Source organism: Brevundimonas abyssalis TAR-001, assembly GCF_000466985.1.
GTDB classification, from domain to species: domain Bacteria; phylum Pseudomonadota; class Alphaproteobacteria; order Caulobacterales; family Caulobacteraceae; genus Brevundimonas; species Brevundimonas abyssalis.
Map to the genome: position 1 here is coordinate 1 of NZ_BATC01000058.1, position 18704 is coordinate 18704.

The following is an 18704-nucleotide window of genomic DNA, read 5'->3' on the forward strand; positions in this document are numbered from 1 at the left end:
CGGCGACAGGGGCGGGTTGCGGGGCCATCTGCGGGGCAGGCGCCGGTTCGGGCTCAGGTTCAGGGAACGGCTCGGGCGAGGACACGTCCAGGTCGCCGATGCTCTCCTCGGCGGCGGGCGCTGATCAGGGCTCGGTCAGCTCCAGCTCACCGTCTTCCGTCCTCCGTCGGCCTGCGGGGCCGGGTCGGGGGCGGCGGCCTGGGCCTGGGGCTGGGGCTCGGGTTCCGGCTCGGGCTGGGATTCAGGCTCGGCGGCGGGCGCTTCCTCGGCCTGGACGGGCATGGGATCGGGTTCCGGCTCGGACGGCGCCGCCTCGGCGGCGGGTGCGTCGGCGGCGGGCGCGTCGGCCGGGGCGTCGTCCTCGGAGATGATCCGCCGGATGGAGGCGAGAATCTCCTCCATGGTCGGTTCCTGGGCGGACTGATCGGTCATGGCGAATCCCCGAAGCGGACGATCACAATCTTCAAGCGTCAAGGGCGTGCGCGCCGTTCGGCGCGTCTTCCCCCTGCCCTTGTCGTCGCACTTAGAAGCCGAGGAATCAACGCTCGTTTTCGCCGCGCCGGCGAATTGACGCGCCTATTCGGTCGGAGCCGTGCGGATGATTTCGGACTTCAGTTGCTCGTCGATCGGGGCGTCCACCTGATCGTTCGCCGGCATGATCGAGGGGGCGGCGATGCGGTCGATGGCCTCGATCACCCCGTCCCACGGCAGGCCGCCGCGGTTGCGGACCTGCTGGAAGTTGGAGGCGGGATCATAGGGGTCCAGAGACGGCGCAAGATCCGGGCCTTCCAGACGCCCCATGGCGGCCAGAAGGGCGGCCTGGGCCACATAGTCGTTGCGCCGGGCGGTGACCAGATTGACCTCGGCGGAGCGCAGCTCCAGCTCCTGGTTCAGCACGTCCAGGGTGGTGCGCAGGCCGACCTGGGCCTCCTGGCGCACGCCCTCGGCGGCGATGCGGGCGGCGCGCACGGCTTCCTCGCCCGCCTGCAGCGAGGACTGGGCCGAGATCATCTGGGCGTAGGCGGTGCTGACGCTGCGCAGCACCTCGCGGCGCTCGCCCTCGACACCGATCTGGGCGGCGTTGGCCTCTTCCAGCGCCTGGGCCACGCGCGAGCGGTTCAGGCCGCCGGTGAACAACGGCACCGAGACATTGGCGGTCACGTTCAGGCTGGTGCGCTCGAACGGGTCGAAATCATTCAGGCGGCTCGACCCGCCGTAGCTGGCGTTCAGGCTGGCGGACGGCAGGTACTGGCCCCGTGCGGAGGCCACCCGGGCCTCGGCGCCGCGCAGCTGGTATTCCGCCGCGATCAGGTTGGGGTTCTCGGCCAGGCCCACGTCCAGGGCTGCGTCGAAATCGGCCGGCACGCCCGGCAGGGGCGGCGGCGTCTCGAGATTGGCGGGGGCCTGGCCGACGACGGCGGCGTAGCCCGCGCGGCTGACGGACAGCTGCGCCTGGGCCGTGGCCAGATCGGATTCGGACTGGGCCAGGCGCGCCTCGGCCTGGGCCACGTCGGTGCGGGTGATCTCACCCACCTCGAAGCGGGCGCTGGCTTCTTCCAGCTGACGGCGCAGGACCTGCAGGTTGTCCTGGCGGATGCGCAGGATCTCCATGTCCCGCTGCACGTCCACATAGGCCTGGATCACGCCTTGCAGCACTGACTGTTCGACCGCGCGCAGGTTCTGGCGCCCGGCCATCACGCTGGCTTCGGCGGCGTTGATGCCGTGGGCGATGCGGCCGCCGGCGTAGAGGGTCTGGGACAGGCCCACGCTGACGCTGCCGGAATTGCTCTCGCGCGCGGCCCCGCCGCTGGAGAAGGCCGCGCCGGGGATCGTGCCTGTGGAGTCCGGGATCCGTCGCCGTCGGTGTCGATCGGCACCGGGATGTCGGCGATGGCGCCGCCGCTGGCGGTGTCACCGTAGTTGCGGGTGTACGAGGCCCCGACCGAAGCGTCGATGTTCGGACGCAGTCCTGCGCGGGCCTGGACATAGGTCTCGTCCAGCGCCCGCTGCTGCGCCCGCTGGGCCAGCAGGGTCGGGTTGGTCTGATACGCCAGGGCGATGGCGTCCTGCAGCGAGTCCGCCGAAACCGGCCCGGCCAGAGCCGCCATCAGGGCCAGAGCGGCGGCGGAAGCCAGCGCGCGGGTACGTCTCACCATGACCAGTCCTCAAAAGCTCTCGGCGCGAAATGCCGCGCACGTCACTCTGGTTTGCGGAATGCCCGCCGTTCGCGCCAGTTAAGTTTTTTTCACGCGGAACGGGCGTCGTTCGTCGCGCGGTTCGATTCAGAAACTGAAGGCCGGTTCCGGCGTCATTCCCACCAGCATCGGCGGCGCCGCATCGAACAGGTCGCGGCGCGAAAATCCGTCCCGTCCGCGCAGGTATAGCACGCCCCGACCCGCCGCGCCCGTGCGCTCCACCACCGCCAGACGTCCGCCCACGGCCAGGGCGTCCAGCCAGGCCTGGGGCCGCACGCCCACGGCGCCTTCGCTGATGATGATGTCGTATCCCTCGCCGTGCGGCTGATCGAACGGCGCGACCACCGTCTCGACCCCGGCGTCGGCCAGGGCGGGCGCGACCACGTCCAGCACCGCCTGATTCGCTTCCTGGGCCGTCACCTTGGCGCCCAGACGGGCCAGGACGGCCCCGGCGTAGGGCGCGCCGATGGCCAGGGCCGTCTCGCCCGGCCTCGCCTCGACCGCGCTGAGCAGCTTGGCGGCTTCGCGCGGCAGCATCAGCACGCGGCCGCCGGCGATCTCGCATTCCACCTCGGCATAGGCCGAGAAAACCCGATCCGGCGCGCAGAACCGCTCGCGCGGCACGGCCAGCATGGCGGCCTGAAGCGCGCGGTCGGTCACATCATTCACGCGGACCTGGGAATCCACCATCATCGTGCGGGCGGCGGCGAAGTCCATGACAGCTCGAATCCTGAAAAGCCTGTGGCCGGAAAATCTGCGCGCCTTATAGGTCCGCCCGCCCCGCTCCGGCAAGGCCGCGCACCGGTCCGCGTGGTGAACGCAGAAATGGCGCGTTGCGGCGGCGCGGACGATCTGATAGCGAACGCCCCTCGCTCAAGCGACGGCCCTCAGACGGGCCCCGGCGGCCTGATGGCGGAGTGGTTACGCAGCGGACTGCAAATCCGTGTACGCCGGTTCGATTCCGGCTCAGGCCTCCAAACTTCTTCAGAATATTGTTCGAGCGTTCGGCGGCTCAGCCGAACCGCATCTGATGCAGGGCCACGGCGCTGGTGGCGGCCACGTTCAGGGAATCGAAGCCGCCCGCCATGGGGATGGCCACGGTGCGGCAGCGGGCCATGACGGCGGGCGACAGCCCCGGCCCCTCGGCGCCCAGGATCAGGGCCGCCCGCCCGCCAGGGCGCACCTCCGACAGCGACTGTTCGCCCGAGGGGCTCAGCGCCAGCAGGGAGAAGCCCGCCGCTTCCAGCCCGTCCAGCATGGCCAGCGGATCGAGCCCGGTCACGAAGGGCGTGCGCAGGGCCGCGCCCACCGAGACGCGAATGGCCTTGCGATACAGCGGGTCGCAGCAATGGGCGTCCAGCAGCACGGCGTGCGCGCCGAAGGCCGCGGCGTTGCGGAAGATGCCGCCCATGTTGTCGTGGTTGCCCACGCCGCAGACCGCCACCACCAGGCCGTCGCCCGGCGCGGCGGTCAGCAGATCGGCGAGGTCGGGCTCGGCGGGCTTCTCGCCCAGCGCAAGGATGCCCCGGTGGATGGGAAAGCCCGCCACCGCGTCCATCACCCCCTGTCCCGCCGCATAGACCGGCGCGGCCAGCCGCTCCAGCACCGGACGGAGGGTCTCGATGCGCTGTTCGGCGATCAGGGCCGACACGGCGCGGCAGCGGGACTGGGGCGATGCCAGCACATTCAGCACCACCGCCCCCTCGGCCACGAACAGACCCCGGCGCCCGGTCAGGTCGCGCTCGCGGATCTGGCGATAGTCCGCCACGCGCGGATCGTCGGGGTCGTGAATCGGGATGGGCGTCATGGTTTACCCGGCATTAACCAAATCACCCGAAGGAGGAAGAGTCTTCACTCTTTCGGAGACACCCACCATCACCGAACTGATTTCGCCCGGCTTCACCGCCGGGCTTTTTTTTGTGCCCACTTCCAGCTTGGCAAGGGGGCCCGGCCGACGCCGTCTAGCACCGACGCCGACCGGGGCCGAGGCTAGCGAAAGACCGCCAGCACGAGCGTCGCCGCCGCCACGGTCGCGAGGGTGGCGAAGAAGTGGCGGTGGATGAAAAGCAGAACACGTCCGCCCATCGGAAAGCTCGTTCATGACACCAGCGGCCGCATGCCGCCTCGCCTGCCAATATGGTTTCGCCTCCGGCGCGAAAAAGTGGCGCGCGAAACGCAAACGCGTGAACAGGTCGTGAACTGTCGTGAGGTCCCGGCGAGGGGCGATGGCTCCGCGGGTAGGATTCGAACCTACGACCAGCCGATTAACAGTCGGCTGCTCTACCACTGAGCTACCGCGGACCAGTTCGCTCGGGAGGCGCGGCTATAGCAGCGTGTTCGCCGGCGATGCAAGCCGGGCGACGGCGGAAAATGACGCAACGTCGGCGTCAGCCGTCGTCGTCTCCCGCATTCAGTATCCAGCTGCTCTGGAAGCCCCCGCCCGGCGTGGGCCAGTCGATGCGCGTGGCGACGGCCGAACCGCTCGTCCCCAGCGCCTCCGGCGGCGCGGTCAGGGTCAGCACCACGTCCTGAATCCGTTCACCGGCCTCGACGCGAAAGCGGCGCGGTCCAGGCGGGACCGAAGCGAACCGCGCCACATAGCGGCCCGTCTGATCCACGGTCACGGCCTGGGCCGGTCGGTCGTCCAGGCTGACGCGGACCGGTTCGCCCGGCAGCGCCGCGCCTGAGACGAGGACGGCCGAGCCGTCATAATCGACGCCCGACAACAGGCCCGCGTGGTTCAGGGGCGTCACTACGGCGCCAGGCGCCAGCACCGCGGCCACCGCATCCGGCCCCCGCGTGATGGCGAGCCACTCGCCCGCCCGGGCCTGGCTGCCCCGGCTCTGGATCTCCGCATGATACAGGCTGACCTCAGCGGGCGTTGCCAGGCGAAGACTGAAGACGCCGTCGTCGCCCGCGGTGGCGGCCACCGAAACCCCGGCCGTGTCCGTCAGCACGATCCGGTCGCCAGGCGCGGCGGCGCCGGTCAGGGTCACGCCGTTGGGTCCGAAGACCGCCGTCTCGAGCCGCGCGGGCGCAGCCCAGCTGGTCTGCAGCTCGCCCGGCTCCCGCGTGTCGGCCTCCGGTTGGTCACCACAGGCGGCCAGAAGGATCAGGGCCGCGGCGCCGGCGCCGGCCCTGCACCCGGCAATCAGTCGTTTCATCCGCGCGTTCCCGCCTGTATGGCTTCCGGTCCCAAAATCGCAACCGCGTTCTTCCTGTCGCCGCAATCGCCGAGACGTCAATGCCCGAAGGCCCCCTGCCCCACGATCTGAAGCCCATCCGTTCGGTCTGCCTGTTCTGCGGTTCGTCGGATCGCGCCGATCCGGAGTACGTCGTCTGGGCGCAGGATCTGGGCAAGGCGATGGCCGCTGAAGGCATCCGTCTGGTCTACGGCGGAGGCGGCGTGGGCCTGATGGGGGCGGCGGCGCGGGCGGCGCACGAGGCCGGCGGCGAGGTGCTGGGGATCATGCCCCTGTTCCTGCGCAGCCGCGAGCGGCTGTTCGAGGAGGTGGAGACCTTGGTGGTGCCCTCCATGCACCAGCGCAAGCAGCTGATGTACGATGAGTCCGACGCCTTCGTGGTGGCGCCGGGCGGGGTCGGGACCCTCGAGGAGGTGGTGGAGATCCTGTCGTGGAAGCGGCTGGACCTGCACGACAAGCCGGTGATCTTCCTGAACCAGAGCGGATTCTGGGAAAGCCTGTTCGCCCTGATGCGCCATACGGTGGACGAGGGCATGACCCCGGCCCTGTTCCTGGAAGCCTGGGAGTCTGCGACACGGTGGACGAGGTGATGGCGGTGCTGAAGCACGCGCATGAGGCGCCTCGATTGCGCCATGATCGTCGATAACTTATCAACGATCATGATTGCGGTCCATGTGGGTTGCGATTGACAACTCGCCTTGACAGTTTCGATTAAAGACTGACACATGGCGCCGTGGGGCGATCAAGCGCGCCCCGACATCATCGGAGACCTCCCCATGCGTGCTCTCATCGCCATCGCCGTCCTGGCCCTCGCCGTTCCCGCGGCGGCTCAAACGCCCGCCACCAGCCTGACCCTGGCCGACGCCGCGTCGGCGCCCTCGGGCCGCGTCATCATCGACGGCGCCAGCTGGTCGTGCGACGAAACCGGCGCCTGCGAGGCGCGCGGCGGAACGAACCAGCCCGCCGACCGCGCCTGCCGTCGCGTGGTGGCGCGCCTCGGCGCCGTCACCGCCTTCTCGTGGAAGGGCCAGGCCCTGAACGAACAGGAAATCGCCGCCTGCAACGCCTCGGCGGGCTGATCAGACCTGCCGCTCGTCCTGGCCACGCGCCGGGATGAGCGGGTTCTGGCCTAGGCCGTCTCGCCCTTCAGCCGCCGCACGATGCGGTCACGATCGATCAGGGGCAGCAGGGCGGCCATGTCGGGACCGTGCTCCATGCCGGTCACGACCTGACGCAGGGGCATGAACAGGGCCTTGCCCTTGGCCCCCGTCGCCTCCTTCACCGCACCGGTCCAGGCGCTCCAGCTGTCGGCGCCGATCTCGGCCGGGAGAACCTCCAGCGCCGCCGCCGCGAAGGCCGGGTCGGCGATGACCGGCGTGACCGGGCCGTTCACGAGCCGGGCGTAGTCCTTCACATCGGCGAATTTGCCCAGGTTCGGGCGCACCGCGTCCCAGAACCCCTCCCCCAGATCACAGTCCATGGCGACCAGCCGCGCCCGCGCGTCGTCATAGGCGATGCCGTGCAGGGACTGGGCGTTCAGCCGATCCAGGTCGGCGGTGTCGTAGCGCGCCGGCGAGCGGCCCATCTTGGAGAAGGCGAAGGACTGGCCCAGCGCCTCGACCGAATCCGCCACCTCCAGCGGATCGGACGTGCCGATGCGGCCCAGGTGGCTGGTGATGGCGATGGGCTCATAACCCTGGTCGCGCATGTCGGCGATGGACAGGGAGCCCAGCCGCTTGGACAGGGCCGCCCCGTCCGCGCCCACCAGCAGCGGCATGTGGGCGAAGCCCGGCGCGTCGGCGCCCAGCGCCTCGAAGATCTCGATCTGGGCGCCGGTGTTGGTGACATGGTCCTCGCCCCGGATCACGTGGGTGATCTTCATGTCGATGTCATCGACCACCGACGGCAGGGTGTAGAGGAACAGGCCGTCCTCGCGGATCAGCACCGGGTCGGACATGGAGGCGGTGTCCACCTCGGCGTGGCCGCGGGCCAGATCCTCCCAGGCCACGCGCCTGCCCTCCAGCTTGAAGCGCCAGTGCGGCCGACGGCCCTCGGCCTCCAGCTTGGCCCTGTCCTCGTCGGTCAGCTCCAGGGCGGCGCGGTCGTAGATGGGCGGCAGGCCACGCGACAGCTGCACCTTGCGGCGGCGGTCCAGCTCGTCCGACGTTTCGTAGCAGGGGTACAGACGCCCGGCCGTCTTGAGCCGCGCGGCGGCCTCTTCGTAGCGGTCGAAGCGCTGCGACTGGTTGTAGCGTTCGTCCCAGGTCAGGCCGAGCCATTGCAGGTCGGTCTCGATGCCGGTCTCGAATTCCTTGGTGGAGCGCTCCAGGTCGGTGTCGTCGATGCGCAGCACGAAGGCGCCGCCCTGCCCCTTGGCGAACAGCCAGTTGACCAGGGCGGTGCGCACGTTGCCAACGTGCAGGCGTCCCGTGGGGGACGGCGCGAAACGAACCTTGACGGACATGGGATTCAGACCTTGCAGAGAAGGCGCACAGGTCGGTCAGCGGGGGGCGGAAGTCAAGGCGAGCGTTGGCGGCGCCATTTGCCGGAGCGACCCAATCATGATAACTTCAATCCATCATGAACGCGCCCGTCCAGATCAGGAAGCCTGCCGTGGCTGAAGGCTTGCGCCTAATCGCCAAGGCGGAAGGCAAATCCATCACGGATTTGGTGGAAGAAATGCTGGCTGCGCATCAGGCCAGAAGAGATGACGAGCGTGAACGCCGGCTGGCCGCCATCCGCAGGATTCAGGCTGAGGTTCGTCAACTCCCGCGCATCGGGCCCGATCTGACGGACGATGATCTTTATGATGAGGACGGGTTGCCCCGATGATCGTGACGGACGCTTCGGCGTTGGTCGCGATCCTGCTCGAAGAAGACGAAGCGACGGTTTTTGCCGAGGTGTTGGCCGACCATAACGCCCTGCTCTCTCCCGTGGGATACTGGGAAGCCTGTGTCCGGATGCGCAACATCTACGGGGACGAGGGCGTCAGACGCCTCGATCTGTTGCTTCAGTCCTCGGGAGTTCGGATGGAACCCATTACAGCTTCGACGACTCGCCTTGCGAGCGAAGCAGAGAGACGTTTCGGCAAGCGAACGTCCGCAAGGCTCAATCTGGGTGACTGTTTCGCTTATGCCTTGGCGCATGAAAGAAGCGCCCCGCTACTCTATAAGGGCGATGACTTCTCGGAAACCGACGTCGTGTCGGCGCTCTAAGACTAAGCGTTACTCCGGCGATTCCCGCCCGAACAGCCACAGCATGCCCGCCCGGTAAGCGTCCGGGGCGTTGGCGGCGTGGGTGCCGCCCTCGATGCGGACCGGGTGCAGACGCCACGGGCGCACAGACTGGTTCTCCCAGTGCGCGATCCACTGAACGGCCTCGGCCTGCAGGTCGGGACGGTCGCGCGTGCCGCTGGTCACCACCACGCCGAGATCGGCGCGCGTCGCTTCGGCGGCGGGCTCCAGCAGGGACTCGATCCCGGGCGTGATGGAGGGATTGCTGGCGATGCGGCCCCAGAACAGGTCGGGGTCCGTGACGGCGGAATAGAGCACGAAGGCGCCGCCGCGCGACTGGCCGAACAGCACGCGGCGCTGCGGATCCGAGCGGTAATTCGCCTCGATGCGCGGGAGCAGCTCGGCCTTCAGGAAGCGCTGGAACGCCTCGGCCCCCGCCTGTTCGACGCCCTCACCGGGAGACTGAAAGTCGATGTTGCGCCGGTTCACCGACGCATCGAACCCGCCGTAGGCGATGCCCACCACCAGCGCCTCGGGCAGTCGCTCGTCATAGTGCAGGAACAGATGGTTGGCCGCCAGGATGGGGAACAGGGAATCCCCGTCGGTCAGATAGACGGTCGGATAGACCACGTCCGCCGCCGGGTCGTAGCCCTCGGGATAGCGGACATAGATGTGATAGGGCCGCCCGGTCGCGTCGGAGTCGATGCGGAAATAGTCGCCGCGCAGGGCGGGCAGGTGATCCAGCGGCGTGACGCCGTTCGGCGTCTGGGCGCGCACGGAAGCGCCCGTCAGCGAGAGGATCAGAACAACCAGGACAGCGGTCAGCCCCGGCGCGCGCATGTCAGTCGTCCCGGTGGACGCGCTCGCGGCGCTCGTGACGCTCCTGGGCCTCGACGCTCAGGGTCGCGGTGGGGCGGGCTTCCAGACGACCGAGGCCGATGGGCTCGCCCGTTTCCTCGCAATAGCCGTAGGAGCCGTCCTCGATCCGGCGCAGGGCCTCGTCGATCTTGGAGATCAGCTTGCGCTGGCGGTCGCGGGTGCGCAGCTCCAGCGCCCGGTCCGATTCCGAAGACGCCCGATCCACCAGATCCGGGTGGTTCTCGGTCTCGGCCTTCAGGTTCACCACAGTGCCCTTGGACTCGCGAAGGATATCGTCCTTCCAATCCATCAGCTTCTGTTTGAAATAGGCCAGCTGCCGTTCATTCATGAACGGCTCGTCGTCAGATGGCCGATACGCCGACTGTCCGGCTGTCATGGTCGCGGTTGCGGTCATCACAAACTCACGCTCGCTCCGAGCGCCCCCCTGCGAAGCGAGTGGACGTATATGGCCCGCGACGAGTCGCCGCAACGGGGTTCTCGCATCCGTGATGGAAAATTCATCAAGCGGGCGAAGTTCACCGCCTCATCAGGGAAATCCCTGAATATTGACAGTATTTCAGGCGCTCCGGCGCATGTCCGCCTTGGCCAGCTCCACCGCCGCGCGCAGATCGATCTGGTCCAGCACCGCATCAAGACCCGGATCGGCGCTGTCGGGACGCTCCTCGCGCACCGCGCGGGCGAGAGTGTTCAGCACGCCCACGCCGTCCTGCCCGGCCAGCATCACCAGCTTCAGCTCGTCCAGCCGGTCCAGCAGTCCGCCGCCCCGGCGCATTGCCCTGCGACGACGCTCGGTGGCGTCCTCGACCCCCTGCAGCGCCATCAGGGCCGAAACTCCGGCGACGCCCCCGGCCGCTGATGCGGCGGATGCGGCGCCGGCGCCGGACGCGCCGCCGGACGGCAGGCTGAACCCGCCGCCGGAGCTGCGGGACGGGCGGCTGGACGGGGTCGAGGTCGTGCCCGAGGGACCGGTGACCTTCATGGACAAGCGCTCCTGAACCTGGCGCGGAATAACACGAGGGCACCATCGGAGCATTCGGGTCACCGTTTGGTTAACGGCCCGGCAGCATTTGCCCGGCGGGTGAAAGTTCCGCCTCACCGCTCTCTGTTTTTGCTACATTTTTTGGTGGCACGCATCTGGCATCGCGCCTGCCGAACAGTATTGGAATTCACCCATGCGTCTGATCGTCCGCATCGCCGCCCTAGCCCTCGCCGCCGTGGCTGTCGGCTGGAGCGCGCCCGTCCTGGCCCAGTCCCGCATCAAGGACATCGCCTCGGTCGAGGGCGTGCGCACCAACCAGCTGGTGGGCTACGGCCTGGTGGTGGGCCTGAACGGCACCGGCGACTCCCTGCGCAACTCGCCCATGACCCGTCAGTCGCTGGAGGCGATGATGGAGCGGCTGGGCGTCAACATCCGCGACGCCAACGCCAACACCAAGAACATCGCGGCGGTCATGGTCACCGCCGATCTGCCGTCCTTCGCCACGGCGGGCTCGCGCATCGACATCAACGTCTCGGCCATGGGCGACGCCAAGAGCCTGCTGGGCGGCACCCTGCTGGTCACCAGCCTGCAAGGCGCCGACGGCCAGGTCTATGCGGTGGCGCAAGGCACGGTGCAGACCGGTTCAGTGTCCGCCGGAGGCGCATCGGGCTCATCGGTCACGCGTGGCGTGCCCACCTCGGGCCGCATCGCAGGCGGCGCCAGCGTCGAACTGGAGACCGGCTTCTCCCTGGCGTCCATGAGCGAGCTGCGGCTGAACCTGCGCAACCCGGACTTCACCACCGCCCAGCGCGTGGCCCAGGCCATCAACCTGGCCTATCCGGGTACGGCCTTCGCCGACAACGGCGCGGTCATCACCCTGCGGCCGCCGCCCCAGCTGGGCGCCGCCGGCTTCATCAGCCGCATCGAGAATCTGCCGGTGACCGTGGACAGCCCCGCCCGGGTCATCATCGACGAGGTCAACGGTGTGATCGTCATGGGCGACGCGGTGCGCGTCTCCACCGTGGCCATCGCCCAGGGCAACCTGACCGTCTCCATCCAGGAGCGCCCCTTCGCCAGCCAGCCCGAGCCGTTCTCCGATGGCGAGACGGTGGTCCTGCCCGATTCCGAAGTGACCATCGAGGAGGAGCGTGGCCGCCAGATGCGCATCATCGGCGGCGACACCTCCCTGTCCACCCTGGTCAACGGGCTGAATGCCCTGGGGGTCAGCCCCCGCGACATGATCTCCATCCTGCAGGCCATCCGCGCGGCGGGCGCCCTGCAGGCCGAAATCGAGGTGATGTGATGACCCCCATGGCTCCCTCCGTCGACATGCTGCGCGGCGCCCCCTCGCTGGCGGCCCTGTCCGGCGCCGACGAAGCCCGCATCCGCCAGACGGCCCAGGATTTCGAGGCCACCTTCCTGGCCCAGATGCTGCGGCCCATGTTCGAGGGCCTGTCCACCGAGGCGCCCTTCGGCGGGGGCCACGCGGAAGAAACCTGGCGCGGCTTCATGATCGACGAGATGGGCAAGCAGATCAGCCGCTCAGGCGGCATCGGCCTGGCCGATCAGGTCATGGCAGAGATGATCCGCATGCAGTCCGGACAATCCACCGTCCCCAGCGAAGGAGACGCCGCATGACCCCGGCCGAACACGCCACCCACCTGACCGCCCTGACCGAACGCCTGACCGCGCGCCTGACCGAGGAGACCCGCTGCTTCGAGGCCCGCCGTCCGCAGGACGTGGCCGCCGGGGTCGCCGAGACCCAGGAGATGGCCAACCTCTATCGCCGCGAGACGGCGCGGGTGAAAGCGGATCGCCGCCTGCTGGAGGACCTGCCCACCGCCGAGCGCGACACCCTGATCGCCGCGACCCAGGCCTTCGAGGCGGTTCTGGCGCGCCACAACCGGGCGCTGGAAGCCGCCAAGACCATTACCGAAGGTCTGGTGCAGGCCATCGCCCAGGAAGTCGCCGCCGCGCGGGCCCAGGGCGCGGGCTATGGCGCGGGCGGCAGGGCGGCGGGCGTGGACGGCCGCGCCGTGACCCTGAACAAGACGGCGTGACGCTTGAGGTGCGTTAACTGACTGCATTGGCGGGAAATTTACATCTTTCAGCGATATCGGTCCGATGTCGCTGACCCGCAGCCTCCTTGGCATGGCCTTCGCATCCGCCGACCTGTTGATGGAGGTCGATGGCGCGGGACGCATCGTGCTGGCCCTGGGCGCCCCGCCGAACGGAGCCGACACCGAATCTCTTCAAGGCCAGTTGCTGGCGGACCTTGTCGCCCCGGGCTCGCGCAACACGGTCTCAGAGGCGCTCGGACGGCGTGCGGCCGGGCGGGAAACCGTTGCGGTTCAGGTTCACTGGGGAGCAGCGAAGGTCCGCGAGGCCGAGCTCAAGATTTTCGGTCTGCCCGAGCTGGCGCCGCGCCTGTCCTGCGCCCTGACCTATCGGGGCAAGCCTGCGGCCATGGCGGCCCTGGAAACGGGCGCACCGCCACCGGCTCTTGCAGACGGCGAAGGCCTGATGCGCCTGGTTCAATCCGCCATGGAAGGCCTCACTGTTCAGCAACGCAGCGTCCTGTCATTCACTTTCGTGGATCTTCCCGGGGTTGAGGGATACACGACAGGCCCGAAGGGCGAGGCGTTGATGGACGCCCTGTCCAGGTTGCTTCAGTCCGCTTCGTGGAACGGCGCCAGCGCCGCCCGGCTCAGCGACGAGCGCTACGCCCTGCTGAGTCAGCCCCCGGGAATCGATCAGTTGAACGGCGACCTGGAACGCTGATGGAGCGACATGGCGCCGAGGTTGCGCCGAAAACCGTCTCCGCGCCCGTGCCCCACACGCCTGATCCTCTTCCCACGCTGCGGGCGCTGCGCATGGCGCTGGATGGCTTCCTCAGCAAGGGCGTCGACGGCGAGCCGCAGATGACTTTCGCCGCGGCCCTGATGCGAACCATGAAGGACGGCGAACGCCTGAGAACCATCATCGCCGAGCGCGCCTTTGATCTGCACTATCAGCCCATTGTGGACTTGGAGACAGGCGCCGTACACCACTTCGAGGCCCTGATCCGGTTCACCGAAGGAGCCAGCCCCGCCGGCGCCATCCGAATGGCCGAGGAGCTGGCCATGGTGACGGACCTGGATAAAGCCGTGGCCGACAAGGCTGTGCGCAAGCTGAACAGTCCGGGCTTCGGTCTCACCCGGATCGCCGTGAACGTATCCGCCGCCTCGCTGGCATCTGATGACTATGTTGACCGGCTGCTGGCCATGACGGGCGACCGTCCCGATGTGCGCAAGCGGCTGATGGTCGAGGTCACCGAAACCGCCGCGCTCAATGATCTGGCGGCGGCCGACCGGCGCCTCGCGCGTCTCCGCGAGACCGGGATTCAGATCTGCATCGACGATTTCGGTGCGGGCAGCGCATCCTTCGATTATCTGCGCTCCTTGTCGGTTGACATCGTGAAGATCGATGGGGCTTTCGTGAAGACCCTCGCGGACGGCGGAAAGGACAACACCGTGGTTCGCCATCTGGTGGAACTTTGCCGGGCGCTGGAGATCGACACCATCGGCGAGATGGTGGAGACCGAGCAGGTCGCCGACGCGCTTCGAGCTCTGGGTGTGAATTTCGCCCAGGGCTATCTCTATGGACGGCCCGAAAAGGAGCCGCGCACGCGCGTGGCGGCTGCGCCCGCCAGACGTCAGGGCGTCACGGAAGGCTGGGGCTAGCCGGCCCGTTTCGTCGTGGCCGCGGCCGGGGCCGCAGGGGTTCGGCCAGCAGGGCGCAGGCCAGGGACGAGATCGCGCCGATCAACATGATCCCGGCCACGTCCGCGCCGTCAGGCCGGCTGGTCGGATAGCCGGTGTTCAGGAAAACCAGATTGACCGCGCTGGTCGTGGCGCCCAGCAGAACCGCGACGGCGACCCAGAGCCTGCCGGCCCTCAGGCGCGGCGACGTCAGGGCCGCGCCCACGCCGGTCGTGACCGCAGGCAGAAATCCGGCCAGATACCCCAGCAGGGCGGCGTATATCGGCGTGGTCAGATAGGCGGCGCGCCAGGGCTCCGACGGCGAGGTCAGCACCTCCACGATCCACAGGAGCCCGAACACGAATCCGCCGATCAGCGGTCCCGCCCCTGCGAAGATCAGCACCACACCGAGGGCGCGCGCCATGAACTCCCGATCCTTCATGGCGGCAGAGAAGACGCCCCGACTCGGGCGCCGGGCAACGCCACGGTGCGGGTTATCCCCACATGTTCCAGGAAGACCGTATCGTGGCTGACCACCGCCAGGGCGCCGTCATAGGTGTTCAGCGCCGCCTCCACCGCCGCGACCGAGTCCAGATCCAGATGGTTGGTGGGCTCGTCGAGAACCAGCAGCTGCGGCGGCCGGGCGCCGGTCATGACGCAGGCCAGGGCCGCGCGGAGGCGCTCCCCGCCTGACAGGGTTCCGGCGACGCGCCGGGCCTCCACATTGCGGAACAGAAACCGGGCCAGGGCGGCGTGGGCGCCGTTGGGCGATCCTTCCGGGTTCAGGCGCAGCCAGGCCGCGATCACGGTTTCATCGGGTTTCAGAAGGGCCGCGTCCTGATCCAGCAGGGCGGCGCGAACCGGGCGGCGCACAATGCCCGATGTCGGTTCCAGCAAACCCGCCATCATCTTCAACACCGTCGTCTTGCCGGCGCCGTTCGGCCCTGTGATCGCGACCCGTTCGGGCCCGGTGAGGCGCAGCGAGACGGGGCCGAGGACTTTCCCCTCCCCCTCACTGTCCCCCGCAACGGGAAAGGCGAAACGGACCTCCTCCACCTCAAGCACGGTCTTGCCGGACGCCAGGCCGGTGGATGGCATTGGGATGGACAGCAGGCGCACCCGCTCGACCCGCTCGCGGGCCGCCGTCAGATCGGCCTCGGCCTGGGCGGATTGTCGGGCGGCGAGGCGGCTGTTCCGGGCGGCCGAGGTCTCGGCGCTCTCGGCCCGCATGCCCAGCAGGATCTTCGGCATGTCGCCCTTCATGCCCTTGCGGCGACCGGCCCGGTCGCGGCGGGCCTGCGTTTCTGCGCGGCGCCGGGCGTCGGCCGCCGCGCGGGCGGCGTCGGTTTCTGCGGCGGCGAGAGTGCGCTCGGCCGCCGCGCGCTCGGCGGCCTTTCGGTCGGCGTAGAGGTCCCAGTTCCCGCCATAGGTGGCCGCGCCCAGGCCGGACAGTTCGACGATGCGATCCACCCGGCCCAGCAGGTCGCGGTCATGGCTGACCACCACCGCGCCGCCCTCCCACCGCTCCAGCACCCCGGCGATCAGGGCTCGGCCCTCGGCGTCCATGTGGTTGGTGGGCTCGTCCAGTAGAATCAGGTCGGGCCGGGCCAGCAGGAGGCCCGCCAGACGCAGGCGGGTCTGTTCGCCGCCGCTGAGGCGGCGCCGTCCCGCGGTTCAGGTCAATGCCGGAAAGGCCGACCTGGGTCAGGGCGTCGTTCAGCCGATCGTCCAGCGTCCAGTCCGCCTCGCCAAGATCCGTGACCGAGCCCTCGCCCGCCAGCACCCGCCGCAGCACGGTCAGCGAATGCGCGACGCCCAGGGTCTCGGCGACGGACTCCCCCGGCGCCGGGTCATGCCTCTGGTCCAGCACGCCGATGATCCCAGTGCGCGACACCGCGCCCTCGGCGGGCGGCTGCGTTCCGGCGATCAGGCGCAGCAGCGTGGACTTGCCCACGCCGTTGCGGCCCACCAGACCGGTGCGCTCATGGCCGAAGGCCAGGGTCAGATTGTCGAAGAGGGGGGTTCCGTCAGGCGTTCGGGCGGCGACGCTGTCGAGCGTCACGAATGCGGACGGGGACGGGTTTGGGGCGAAGTGCGACATAGCCGATGAGCAGCGAAAGGGCGGAAAGGGCGAAACCGATTTCCAGCGCGCTGATCATGGTCGTGTCTCCTTCTGAAGCTCGAAGATTGGAATATAGGTACGAAATGTCCGGTTCGCCAAGTCAGGTTCCGCTTCACGACCTCGTCAGGGCGTTCGGCCGCGTCGGGCTGATCAGCTTCGGCGGGCCCGCGGGCCAGATCGCCCTGATGCACCGGGTGGTGGTCGACGAGCGCAAATGGCTGGACGAGGCCCAGTATCTGCGGGCGCTGAACTTCTGCACCCTGCTGCCGGGGCCCGAGGCGCAGCAGCTGGCCACCTATGTGGGCTGGCGCCTGCACGGGGTGGCCGGGGGACTGATCGCGGGCGGCCTGTTCGTGCTGCCGGGCGCGGCGGTGATCCTGGGCCTGTCGATCCTGTACGCCTATGCGGCGGACCTGACCTGGGTGCAGGGCGCGTTCTTCGGCATCAAGGCGGCGGTGCTGGCCATCATCCTGCAGGCGCTTGTCCGCCTCGCCCGGCGAGCGCTGGACACGGGGCTCAAGCGCGGACTGGCGCTCGCGGCGTTCGGCCTGCTGTTCCTGTTCAACGCTCCCTTCCCCGCCGTGATCCTCGGCGCGGCCCTGATCGGAGCCCTGTTCGCGGCGGCGCCGGTCACCGAGCCGACGCCGGACGCGGAGCCCCGGCCGCGAAAGCGCGACATGGCGTGGCGGACCGGGCGCGCCGTCGCCGTCTGGGGCGCGGTGTGGGCCGCGCCGGCTCTGGCGATCCTGCTGGTGCTGGGTCCGGACCATGTGCTGATGGACATCGCCGCCTTCTTCTCGAAGCTGGCGGTGGTGACCTTCGGCGGCGCCTATGCGGTGCTGGCCTATATGGCGCAGGAGGCGGTGCAGACCCACGGCTGGCTGGACGCGGGCCAGATGGCCGACGGCCTCGGCCTGGCCGAGACCACGCCCGGCCCCCTGATTCTGGTGACCCAGTTCGTGGGCTTTCTGGCGGCGTTCCGCTTTCCCGAGCCGTTCACGCCCCTGATTGCCGGGATCCTCGGCGCCGGCCTGGCCACCTGGATGACCTTCGCCCCCTGCTTCCTGTGGATCTTCGCCCTGGCGCCCTGGATCGAACGGCTGGAGCACGCGCGGCGGCTGCAAGCGGCCCTGTCCGGGGTGACGGCGGCGGTGGTCGGGGTGATCGCCAACCTGGGCCTGTGGTTCGCCCTGCATGTGCTGTTTGACCAGACGCGGCGGGTCCAGACCGGGCCGCTGGACCTGACCCTGCCGCTGCTGGCGGGCTTCCAGCCCGTGGCCCTGATCCTGGCCGCCGTCGCCGCCGTCGCCCTGATCCGCTTCAGGCTGGGGATCATGACCGTGCTGGCCGGCGCGGTCGCGGCGGGCGTGGCGCTGCAAGCGGTCGCATAGCGCGGACCCCGCCCCGCCCCTATCTTCCCTCCATGACCACCCGTCCCGTCCAGACCGAAGCCGAACACCGTGCCCGGCGCGAGGCCGCCACCGCGCGGCTGCGGGCCGAGACCGGCATCGACGAGGCCATGATCGATGCGCTGGTGGAGGGCTTCTATGGCCGGGTGCGCGATGACGCCCTGATCGGGCCGATCTTTGCGGCGCGGGTGGAGGACTGGGGCCCGCACCTGCATCAGATGAAGCTGTTCTGGTCGTCGGTGGCGCTATCCACCGGCGTCTATCAGGGGCGGCCGATGCCCAAACACCTGCCCCTGCCCATCGACGCCCGCCATTTCGACCGCTGGCTGGAGCTGTTCCGGGAGACCGCCCGCGACCTGTGTCCGCCCGCCGCCGCAGCCCACTTCATTGAACGGGCCGAGCGGATCGCCCAGAGCCTTGAGCTGGGCGTGGCCTCGACCAACGGGGTGATCGTGGGACCGGGCGAGCGCTATGTGATGGCCACCCGGGCCTGGACGCCGGACGACGGCGGACGCTTTTGACTGGGGACAAAAACACCGCCTCTTGGCGCCGTTAACCTTTCCGCCCCAAAATGGCGCCCTTCGCGGGATTGGATGCCGCATACGATTCTGATCAGATTTGAAAGACGAGGGCGGGGATGACCGGCTGGACGATTCTGGCGCGCAGGGCGCTGATCATTGCTGGTGCGGCGGCGACACTGGCGGCCTGCGCCTCCTATCCGTCGGAGCCCCGCTATCCGACCCGGCCCACCACCGGCGCCCCGGAGCGACAGTCCCCCTGGGGTGAGCCCGTGCCCAACACGCCCGCGCCCCAGCCCCAGCCCGACGTCGCCCCCTATGAGCCGACGCCCGCGCCCTATGAACCCATTGAGGCCCAGCCTCTGCCGCCCACGGGCCAGCCGCAGCCGCAGCCCGATTACCTGCCGGACCAGCGGCCCGGCGACC

At 69.2% G+C, this 18704-nt stretch carries 24 protein-coding genes, 2 tRNA genes and 2 pseudogenes; 13 read left to right on the plus strand and 15 right to left on the minus strand.

What is annotated here, in order from left to right; all coding sequences use genetic code 11:
- Positions 1 to 135: 135 nt before the first annotated feature.
- From MBEBAB_RS12130 to MBEBAB_RS12140, 4 genes are all read right to left on the minus strand, one after another.
- Positions 136 to 432: a hypothetical protein gene (locus MBEBAB_RS12130; protein ID WP_052516801.1), complete on the minus strand. Its 297-nt coding sequence runs from the start codon at positions 430 to 432 to the stop codon at positions 136 to 138.
- A gap of 144 nt (positions 433 to 576) precedes the next feature.
- A complete protein-coding gene (locus MBEBAB_RS12135; protein ID WP_277905888.1) occupies positions 577 to 1767 on the minus strand; it encodes a TolC family outer membrane protein in 1191 nt (396 codons plus the stop codon).
- Positions 1695 to 2156, minus strand: coding sequence for a TolC family protein (locus MBEBAB_RS18130; RefSeq protein WP_277905889.1), 462 nt, complete (start codon positions 2154 to 2156; stop codon positions 1695 to 1697). The genes MBEBAB_RS12135 and MBEBAB_RS18130 overlap by 73 nt, the downstream gene beginning before the upstream one ends.
- A 126-nt stretch (positions 2157 to 2282) precedes the next feature.
- On the minus strand, positions 2283 to 2912 hold the full coding sequence (locus MBEBAB_RS12140) for a protein-L-isoaspartate O-methyltransferase family protein (RefSeq protein ID WP_021698294.1): 630 nt from the start codon (positions 2910 to 2912) through the stop codon (positions 2283 to 2285).
- A gap of 186 nt (positions 2913 to 3098) precedes the next feature.
- Here MBEBAB_RS12140 and MBEBAB_RS12145 point away from each other — a divergent pair.
- A tRNA-Cys gene (locus MBEBAB_RS12145) sits at positions 3099 to 3172 on the plus strand.
- A 35-nt stretch (positions 3173 to 3207) separates the two neighbouring features.
- Here MBEBAB_RS12145 and MBEBAB_RS12150 read toward each other — a convergent pair.
- The 3 genes from MBEBAB_RS12150 to MBEBAB_RS12160 all read right to left on the minus strand — a co-directional run bounded on the left by MBEBAB_RS12150 (position 3208) and on the right by MBEBAB_RS12160 (position 5359).
- Complete coding sequence (locus MBEBAB_RS12150; RefSeq protein ID WP_021698295.1) at positions 3208 to 4002, minus strand: TrmH family RNA methyltransferase; 795 nt, start codon at positions 4000 to 4002, stop codon at positions 3208 to 3210.
- A 419-nt stretch (positions 4003 to 4421) separates the two neighbouring features.
- Positions 4422 to 4496, minus strand: a tRNA-Asn gene (locus tag MBEBAB_RS12155).
- An 86-nt stretch (positions 4497 to 4582) separates the two neighbouring features.
- Positions 4583 to 5359, minus strand: coding sequence for an Ig-like domain-containing protein (locus MBEBAB_RS12160; protein WP_021698296.1), 777 nt, complete (start codon positions 5357 to 5359; stop codon positions 4583 to 4585).
- A gap of 80 nt (positions 5360 to 5439) precedes the next feature.
- On the opposite strand from MBEBAB_RS12160, the gene MBEBAB_RS12165 reads away from it, so the two are divergent.
- Both MBEBAB_RS12165 and MBEBAB_RS12170 read left to right on the plus strand, forming a co-directional pair.
- A complete protein-coding gene (locus MBEBAB_RS12165) occupies positions 5440 to 5988 on the plus strand; it encodes an LOG family protein (RefSeq protein ID WP_021698297.1) in 549 nt (182 codons plus the stop codon).
- A 186-nt stretch (positions 5989 to 6174) separates the two neighbouring features.
- A complete protein-coding gene (locus MBEBAB_RS12170; RefSeq protein ID WP_021698298.1) occupies positions 6175 to 6477 on the plus strand; it encodes a DUF8200 family protein in 303 nt (100 codons plus the stop codon).
- A gap of 50 nt (positions 6478 to 6527) precedes the next feature.
- On the opposite strand, the gene gltX is transcribed toward MBEBAB_RS12170, so the two are convergent.
- Positions 6528 to 7862 carry a glutamate--tRNA ligase gene (gene gltX / locus MBEBAB_RS12175; protein WP_021698299.1) on the minus strand — a complete coding sequence of 445 codons (1335 nt, stop codon included), beginning with the start codon at positions 7860 to 7862 and terminating at the stop codon, positions 6528 to 6530.
- 116 nt (positions 7863 to 7978) lie between these two features.
- On the opposite strand from gltX, the gene MBEBAB_RS12180 reads away from it, so the two are divergent.
- Together MBEBAB_RS12180 and MBEBAB_RS12185 are read left to right on the plus strand one after the other, a co-directional pair.
- The gene (locus MBEBAB_RS12180) at positions 7979 to 8230 is read left to right on the plus strand and encodes a type II toxin-antitoxin system VapB family antitoxin (protein ID WP_045319307.1); all 252 of its coding nucleotides are present in this window, start codon (positions 7979 to 7981) and stop codon (positions 8228 to 8230) included.
- Entirely contained in the window at positions 8227 to 8613 is a 387-nt protein-coding gene (locus MBEBAB_RS12185) for a type II toxin-antitoxin system VapC family toxin (RefSeq protein WP_021698301.1), read from the plus strand. The genes MBEBAB_RS12180 and MBEBAB_RS12185 overlap by 4 nt, the downstream gene beginning before the upstream one ends.
- 9 nt (positions 8614 to 8622) lie before the next feature.
- On the opposite strand, the gene MBEBAB_RS12190 is transcribed toward MBEBAB_RS12185, so the two are convergent.
- The 3 genes from MBEBAB_RS12190 to MBEBAB_RS12200 all read right to left on the minus strand — a co-directional run bounded on the left by MBEBAB_RS12190 (position 8623) and on the right by MBEBAB_RS12200 (position 10489).
- The gene (locus MBEBAB_RS12190) at positions 8623 to 9471 is read right to left on the minus strand and encodes an alpha/beta hydrolase (protein WP_021698302.1); all 849 of its coding nucleotides are present in this window, start codon (positions 9469 to 9471) and stop codon (positions 8623 to 8625) included.
- Position 9472: 1 nt separating this feature from the next.
- A complete protein-coding gene (gene dksA, locus MBEBAB_RS12195; protein WP_370541147.1) occupies positions 9473 to 9886 on the minus strand; it encodes an RNA polymerase-binding protein DksA in 414 nt (137 codons plus the stop codon).
- Between the two features lie 180 nt (positions 9887 to 10066).
- Positions 10067 to 10489: a flagellar assembly protein FliX gene (locus MBEBAB_RS12200; RefSeq protein WP_021698304.1), complete on the minus strand. Its 423-nt coding sequence runs from the start codon at positions 10487 to 10489 to the stop codon at positions 10067 to 10069.
- Between the two features lie 193 nt (positions 10490 to 10682).
- Here MBEBAB_RS12200 and MBEBAB_RS12205 point away from each other — a divergent pair, with 193 nt between their 5' ends.
- The 5 genes from MBEBAB_RS12205 to MBEBAB_RS12225 all read left to right on the plus strand — a co-directional run bounded on the left by MBEBAB_RS12205 (position 10683) and on the right by MBEBAB_RS12225 (position 14211).
- Positions 10683 to 11792, plus strand: a complete 1110-nt coding sequence (locus MBEBAB_RS12205; RefSeq protein ID WP_021698305.1) for a flagellar basal body P-ring protein FlgI — start codon at positions 10683 to 10685, stop codon at positions 11790 to 11792.
- A gap of 8 nt (positions 11793 to 11800) precedes the next feature.
- Positions 11801 to 12127 (plus strand): rod-binding protein, encoded by a 327-nt coding sequence (locus MBEBAB_RS12210; protein WP_231379107.1) that lies wholly within the window; start codon positions 11801 to 11803, stop codon positions 12125 to 12127.
- A complete protein-coding gene (locus MBEBAB_RS12215) occupies positions 12124 to 12549 on the plus strand; it encodes a hypothetical protein (RefSeq protein WP_021698307.1) in 426 nt (141 codons plus the stop codon). Before MBEBAB_RS12210 ends, MBEBAB_RS12215 begins: the two co-directional genes overlap by 4 nt.
- 64 nt (positions 12550 to 12613) lie before the next feature.
- Positions 12614 to 13270, plus strand: coding sequence for a hypothetical protein (locus MBEBAB_RS12220; RefSeq protein WP_021698308.1), 657 nt, complete (start codon positions 12614 to 12616; stop codon positions 13268 to 13270).
- Positions 13171 to 14211 (plus strand): EAL domain-containing protein, encoded by a 1041-nt coding sequence (locus tag MBEBAB_RS12225; protein ID WP_242397165.1) that lies wholly within the window; start codon positions 13171 to 13173, stop codon positions 14209 to 14211. Before MBEBAB_RS12220 ends, MBEBAB_RS12225 begins: the two co-directional genes overlap by 100 nt.
- On the opposite strand, the gene MBEBAB_RS12230 is transcribed toward MBEBAB_RS12225, so the two are convergent.
- The 4 genes and pseudogenes from MBEBAB_RS12230 to MBEBAB_RS18140 all read right to left on the minus strand — a co-directional run bounded on the left by MBEBAB_RS12230 (position 14192) and on the right by MBEBAB_RS18140 (position 16388).
- Complete coding sequence (locus MBEBAB_RS12230; RefSeq protein WP_148291540.1) at positions 14192 to 14653, minus strand: hypothetical protein; 462 nt, start codon at positions 14651 to 14653, stop codon at positions 14192 to 14194. The two genes, MBEBAB_RS12225 and MBEBAB_RS12230, sit on opposite strands and share 20 nt — an antisense overlap.
- Positions 14654 to 14667: 14 nt before the next feature.
- The gene (locus MBEBAB_RS16590; protein WP_255552795.1) at positions 14668 to 15795 is read right to left on the minus strand and encodes an ATP-binding cassette domain-containing protein; all 1128 of its coding nucleotides are present in this window, start codon (positions 15793 to 15795) and stop codon (positions 14668 to 14670) included.
- Between the two features lie 175 nt (positions 15796 to 15970).
- A pseudogene (locus tag MBEBAB_RS18715) lies at positions 15971 to 16291 on the minus strand (ATP-binding cassette domain-containing protein); the annotation flags it as partial.
- The gene (locus MBEBAB_RS18140) at positions 16257 to 16388 is read right to left on the minus strand and encodes a hypothetical protein (protein WP_255552796.1); all 132 of its coding nucleotides are present in this window, start codon (positions 16386 to 16388) and stop codon (positions 16257 to 16259) included. The gene MBEBAB_RS18140 and the pseudogene MBEBAB_RS18715, both read right to left, overlap by 35 nt.
- Positions 16389 to 16434: 46 nt before the next feature.
- Here MBEBAB_RS18140 and chrA point away from each other — a divergent pair, with 46 nt between their 5' ends.
- The 3 genes and pseudogenes from chrA to MBEBAB_RS12250 form a co-directional block, all read left to right on the plus strand.
- Entirely contained in the window at positions 16435 to 17742 is a 1308-nt protein-coding gene (gene chrA, locus MBEBAB_RS12240) for a chromate efflux transporter (RefSeq protein ID WP_021698313.1), read from the plus strand.
- A gap of 32 nt (positions 17743 to 17774) precedes the next feature.
- Positions 17775 to 18281 (plus strand): group III truncated hemoglobin, encoded by a 507-nt coding sequence (locus tag MBEBAB_RS12245; RefSeq protein ID WP_021698314.1) that lies wholly within the window; start codon positions 17775 to 17777, stop codon positions 18279 to 18281.
- Positions 18282 to 18397: 116 nt separating this feature from the next.
- Positions 18398 to 18704, plus strand: a pseudogene (locus MBEBAB_RS12250) (hypothetical protein); the annotation flags it as partial.

What these genes read in the sequence shown, in the direction of transcription:
- MBEBAB_RS12130 (WP_052516801.1), bottom strand. Translation starts at nt 432, where the DNA reads ATGACCGATCAGTCCGCCCAGGAACCGACCATGGAGGAGATTCTCGCC.
- MBEBAB_RS18130 (WP_277905889.1), bottom strand. Translation starts at nt 2,156, where the DNA reads ATGGTGAGACGTACCCGCGCGCTGGCTTCCGCCGCCGCTCTGGCCCTG.
- MBEBAB_RS12140 (WP_021698294.1), bottom strand. Translation starts at nt 2,912, where the DNA reads ATGGACTTCGCCGCCGCCCGCACGATGATGGTGGATTCCCAGGTCCGC.
- MBEBAB_RS12150 (WP_021698295.1), bottom strand. Translation starts at nt 4,002, where the DNA reads ATGACGCCCATCCCGATTCACGACCCCGACGATCCGCGCGTGGCGGAC.
- MBEBAB_RS12160 (WP_021698296.1), bottom strand. Translation starts at nt 5,359, where the DNA reads ATGAAACGACTGATTGCCGGGTGCAGGGCCGGCGCCGGCGCCGCGGCC.
- MBEBAB_RS12165 (WP_021698297.1), top strand. Translation starts at nt 5,440, where the DNA reads ATGCCCGAAGGCCCCCTGCCCCACGATCTGAAGCCCATCCGTTCGGTC.
- MBEBAB_RS12170 (WP_021698298.1), top strand. Translation starts at nt 6,175, where the DNA reads ATGCGTGCTCTCATCGCCATCGCCGTCCTGGCCCTCGCCGTTCCCGCG.
- gltX (WP_021698299.1), bottom strand. Translation starts at nt 7,862, where the DNA reads ATGTCCGTCAAGGTTCGTTTCGCGCCGTCCCCCACGGGACGCCTGCAC.
- MBEBAB_RS12180 (WP_045319307.1), top strand. Translation starts at nt 7,979, where the DNA reads ATGAACGCGCCCGTCCAGATCAGGAAGCCTGCCGTGGCTGAAGGCTTG.
- MBEBAB_RS12185 (WP_021698301.1), top strand. Translation starts at nt 8,227, where the DNA reads ATGATCGTGACGGACGCTTCGGCGTTGGTCGCGATCCTGCTCGAAGAA.
- MBEBAB_RS12190 (WP_021698302.1), bottom strand. Translation starts at nt 9,471, where the DNA reads ATGCGCGCGCCGGGGCTGACCGCTGTCCTGGTTGTTCTGATCCTCTCG.
- dksA (WP_370541147.1), bottom strand. Translation starts at nt 9,886, where the DNA reads ATGACAGCCGGACAGTCGGCGTATCGGCCATCTGACGACGAGCCGTTC.
- MBEBAB_RS12200 (WP_021698304.1), bottom strand. Translation starts at nt 10,489, where the DNA reads ATGAAGGTCACCGGTCCCTCGGGCACGACCTCGACCCCGTCCAGCCGC.
- MBEBAB_RS12205 (WP_021698305.1), top strand. Translation starts at nt 10,683, where the DNA reads ATGCGTCTGATCGTCCGCATCGCCGCCCTAGCCCTCGCCGCCGTGGCT.
- MBEBAB_RS12210 (WP_231379107.1), top strand. Translation starts at nt 11,801, where the DNA reads ATGGCTCCCTCCGTCGACATGCTGCGCGGCGCCCCCTCGCTGGCGGCC.
- MBEBAB_RS12215 (WP_021698307.1), top strand. Translation starts at nt 12,124, where the DNA reads ATGACCCCGGCCGAACACGCCACCCACCTGACCGCCCTGACCGAACGC.
- MBEBAB_RS12220 (WP_021698308.1), top strand. Translation starts at nt 12,614, where the DNA reads ATGTCGCTGACCCGCAGCCTCCTTGGCATGGCCTTCGCATCCGCCGAC.
- MBEBAB_RS12230 (WP_148291540.1), bottom strand. Translation starts at nt 14,653, where the DNA reads ATGGCGCGCGCCCTCGGTGTGGTGCTGATCTTCGCAGGGGCGGGACCG.
- MBEBAB_RS16590 (WP_255552795.1), bottom strand. Translation starts at nt 15,795, where the DNA reads ATGGACGCCGAGGGCCGAGCCCTGATCGCCGGGGTGCTGGAGCGGTGG.
- MBEBAB_RS18140 (WP_255552796.1), bottom strand. Translation starts at nt 16,388, where the DNA reads ATGATCAGCGCGCTGGAAATCGGTTTCGCCCTTTCCGCCCTTTCGCTG.
- chrA (WP_021698313.1), top strand. Translation starts at nt 16,435, where the DNA reads ATGTCCGGTTCGCCAAGTCAGGTTCCGCTTCACGACCTCGTCAGGGCG.
- MBEBAB_RS12245 (WP_021698314.1), top strand. Translation starts at nt 17,775, where the DNA reads ATGACCACCCGTCCCGTCCAGACCGAAGCCGAACACCGTGCCCGGCGC.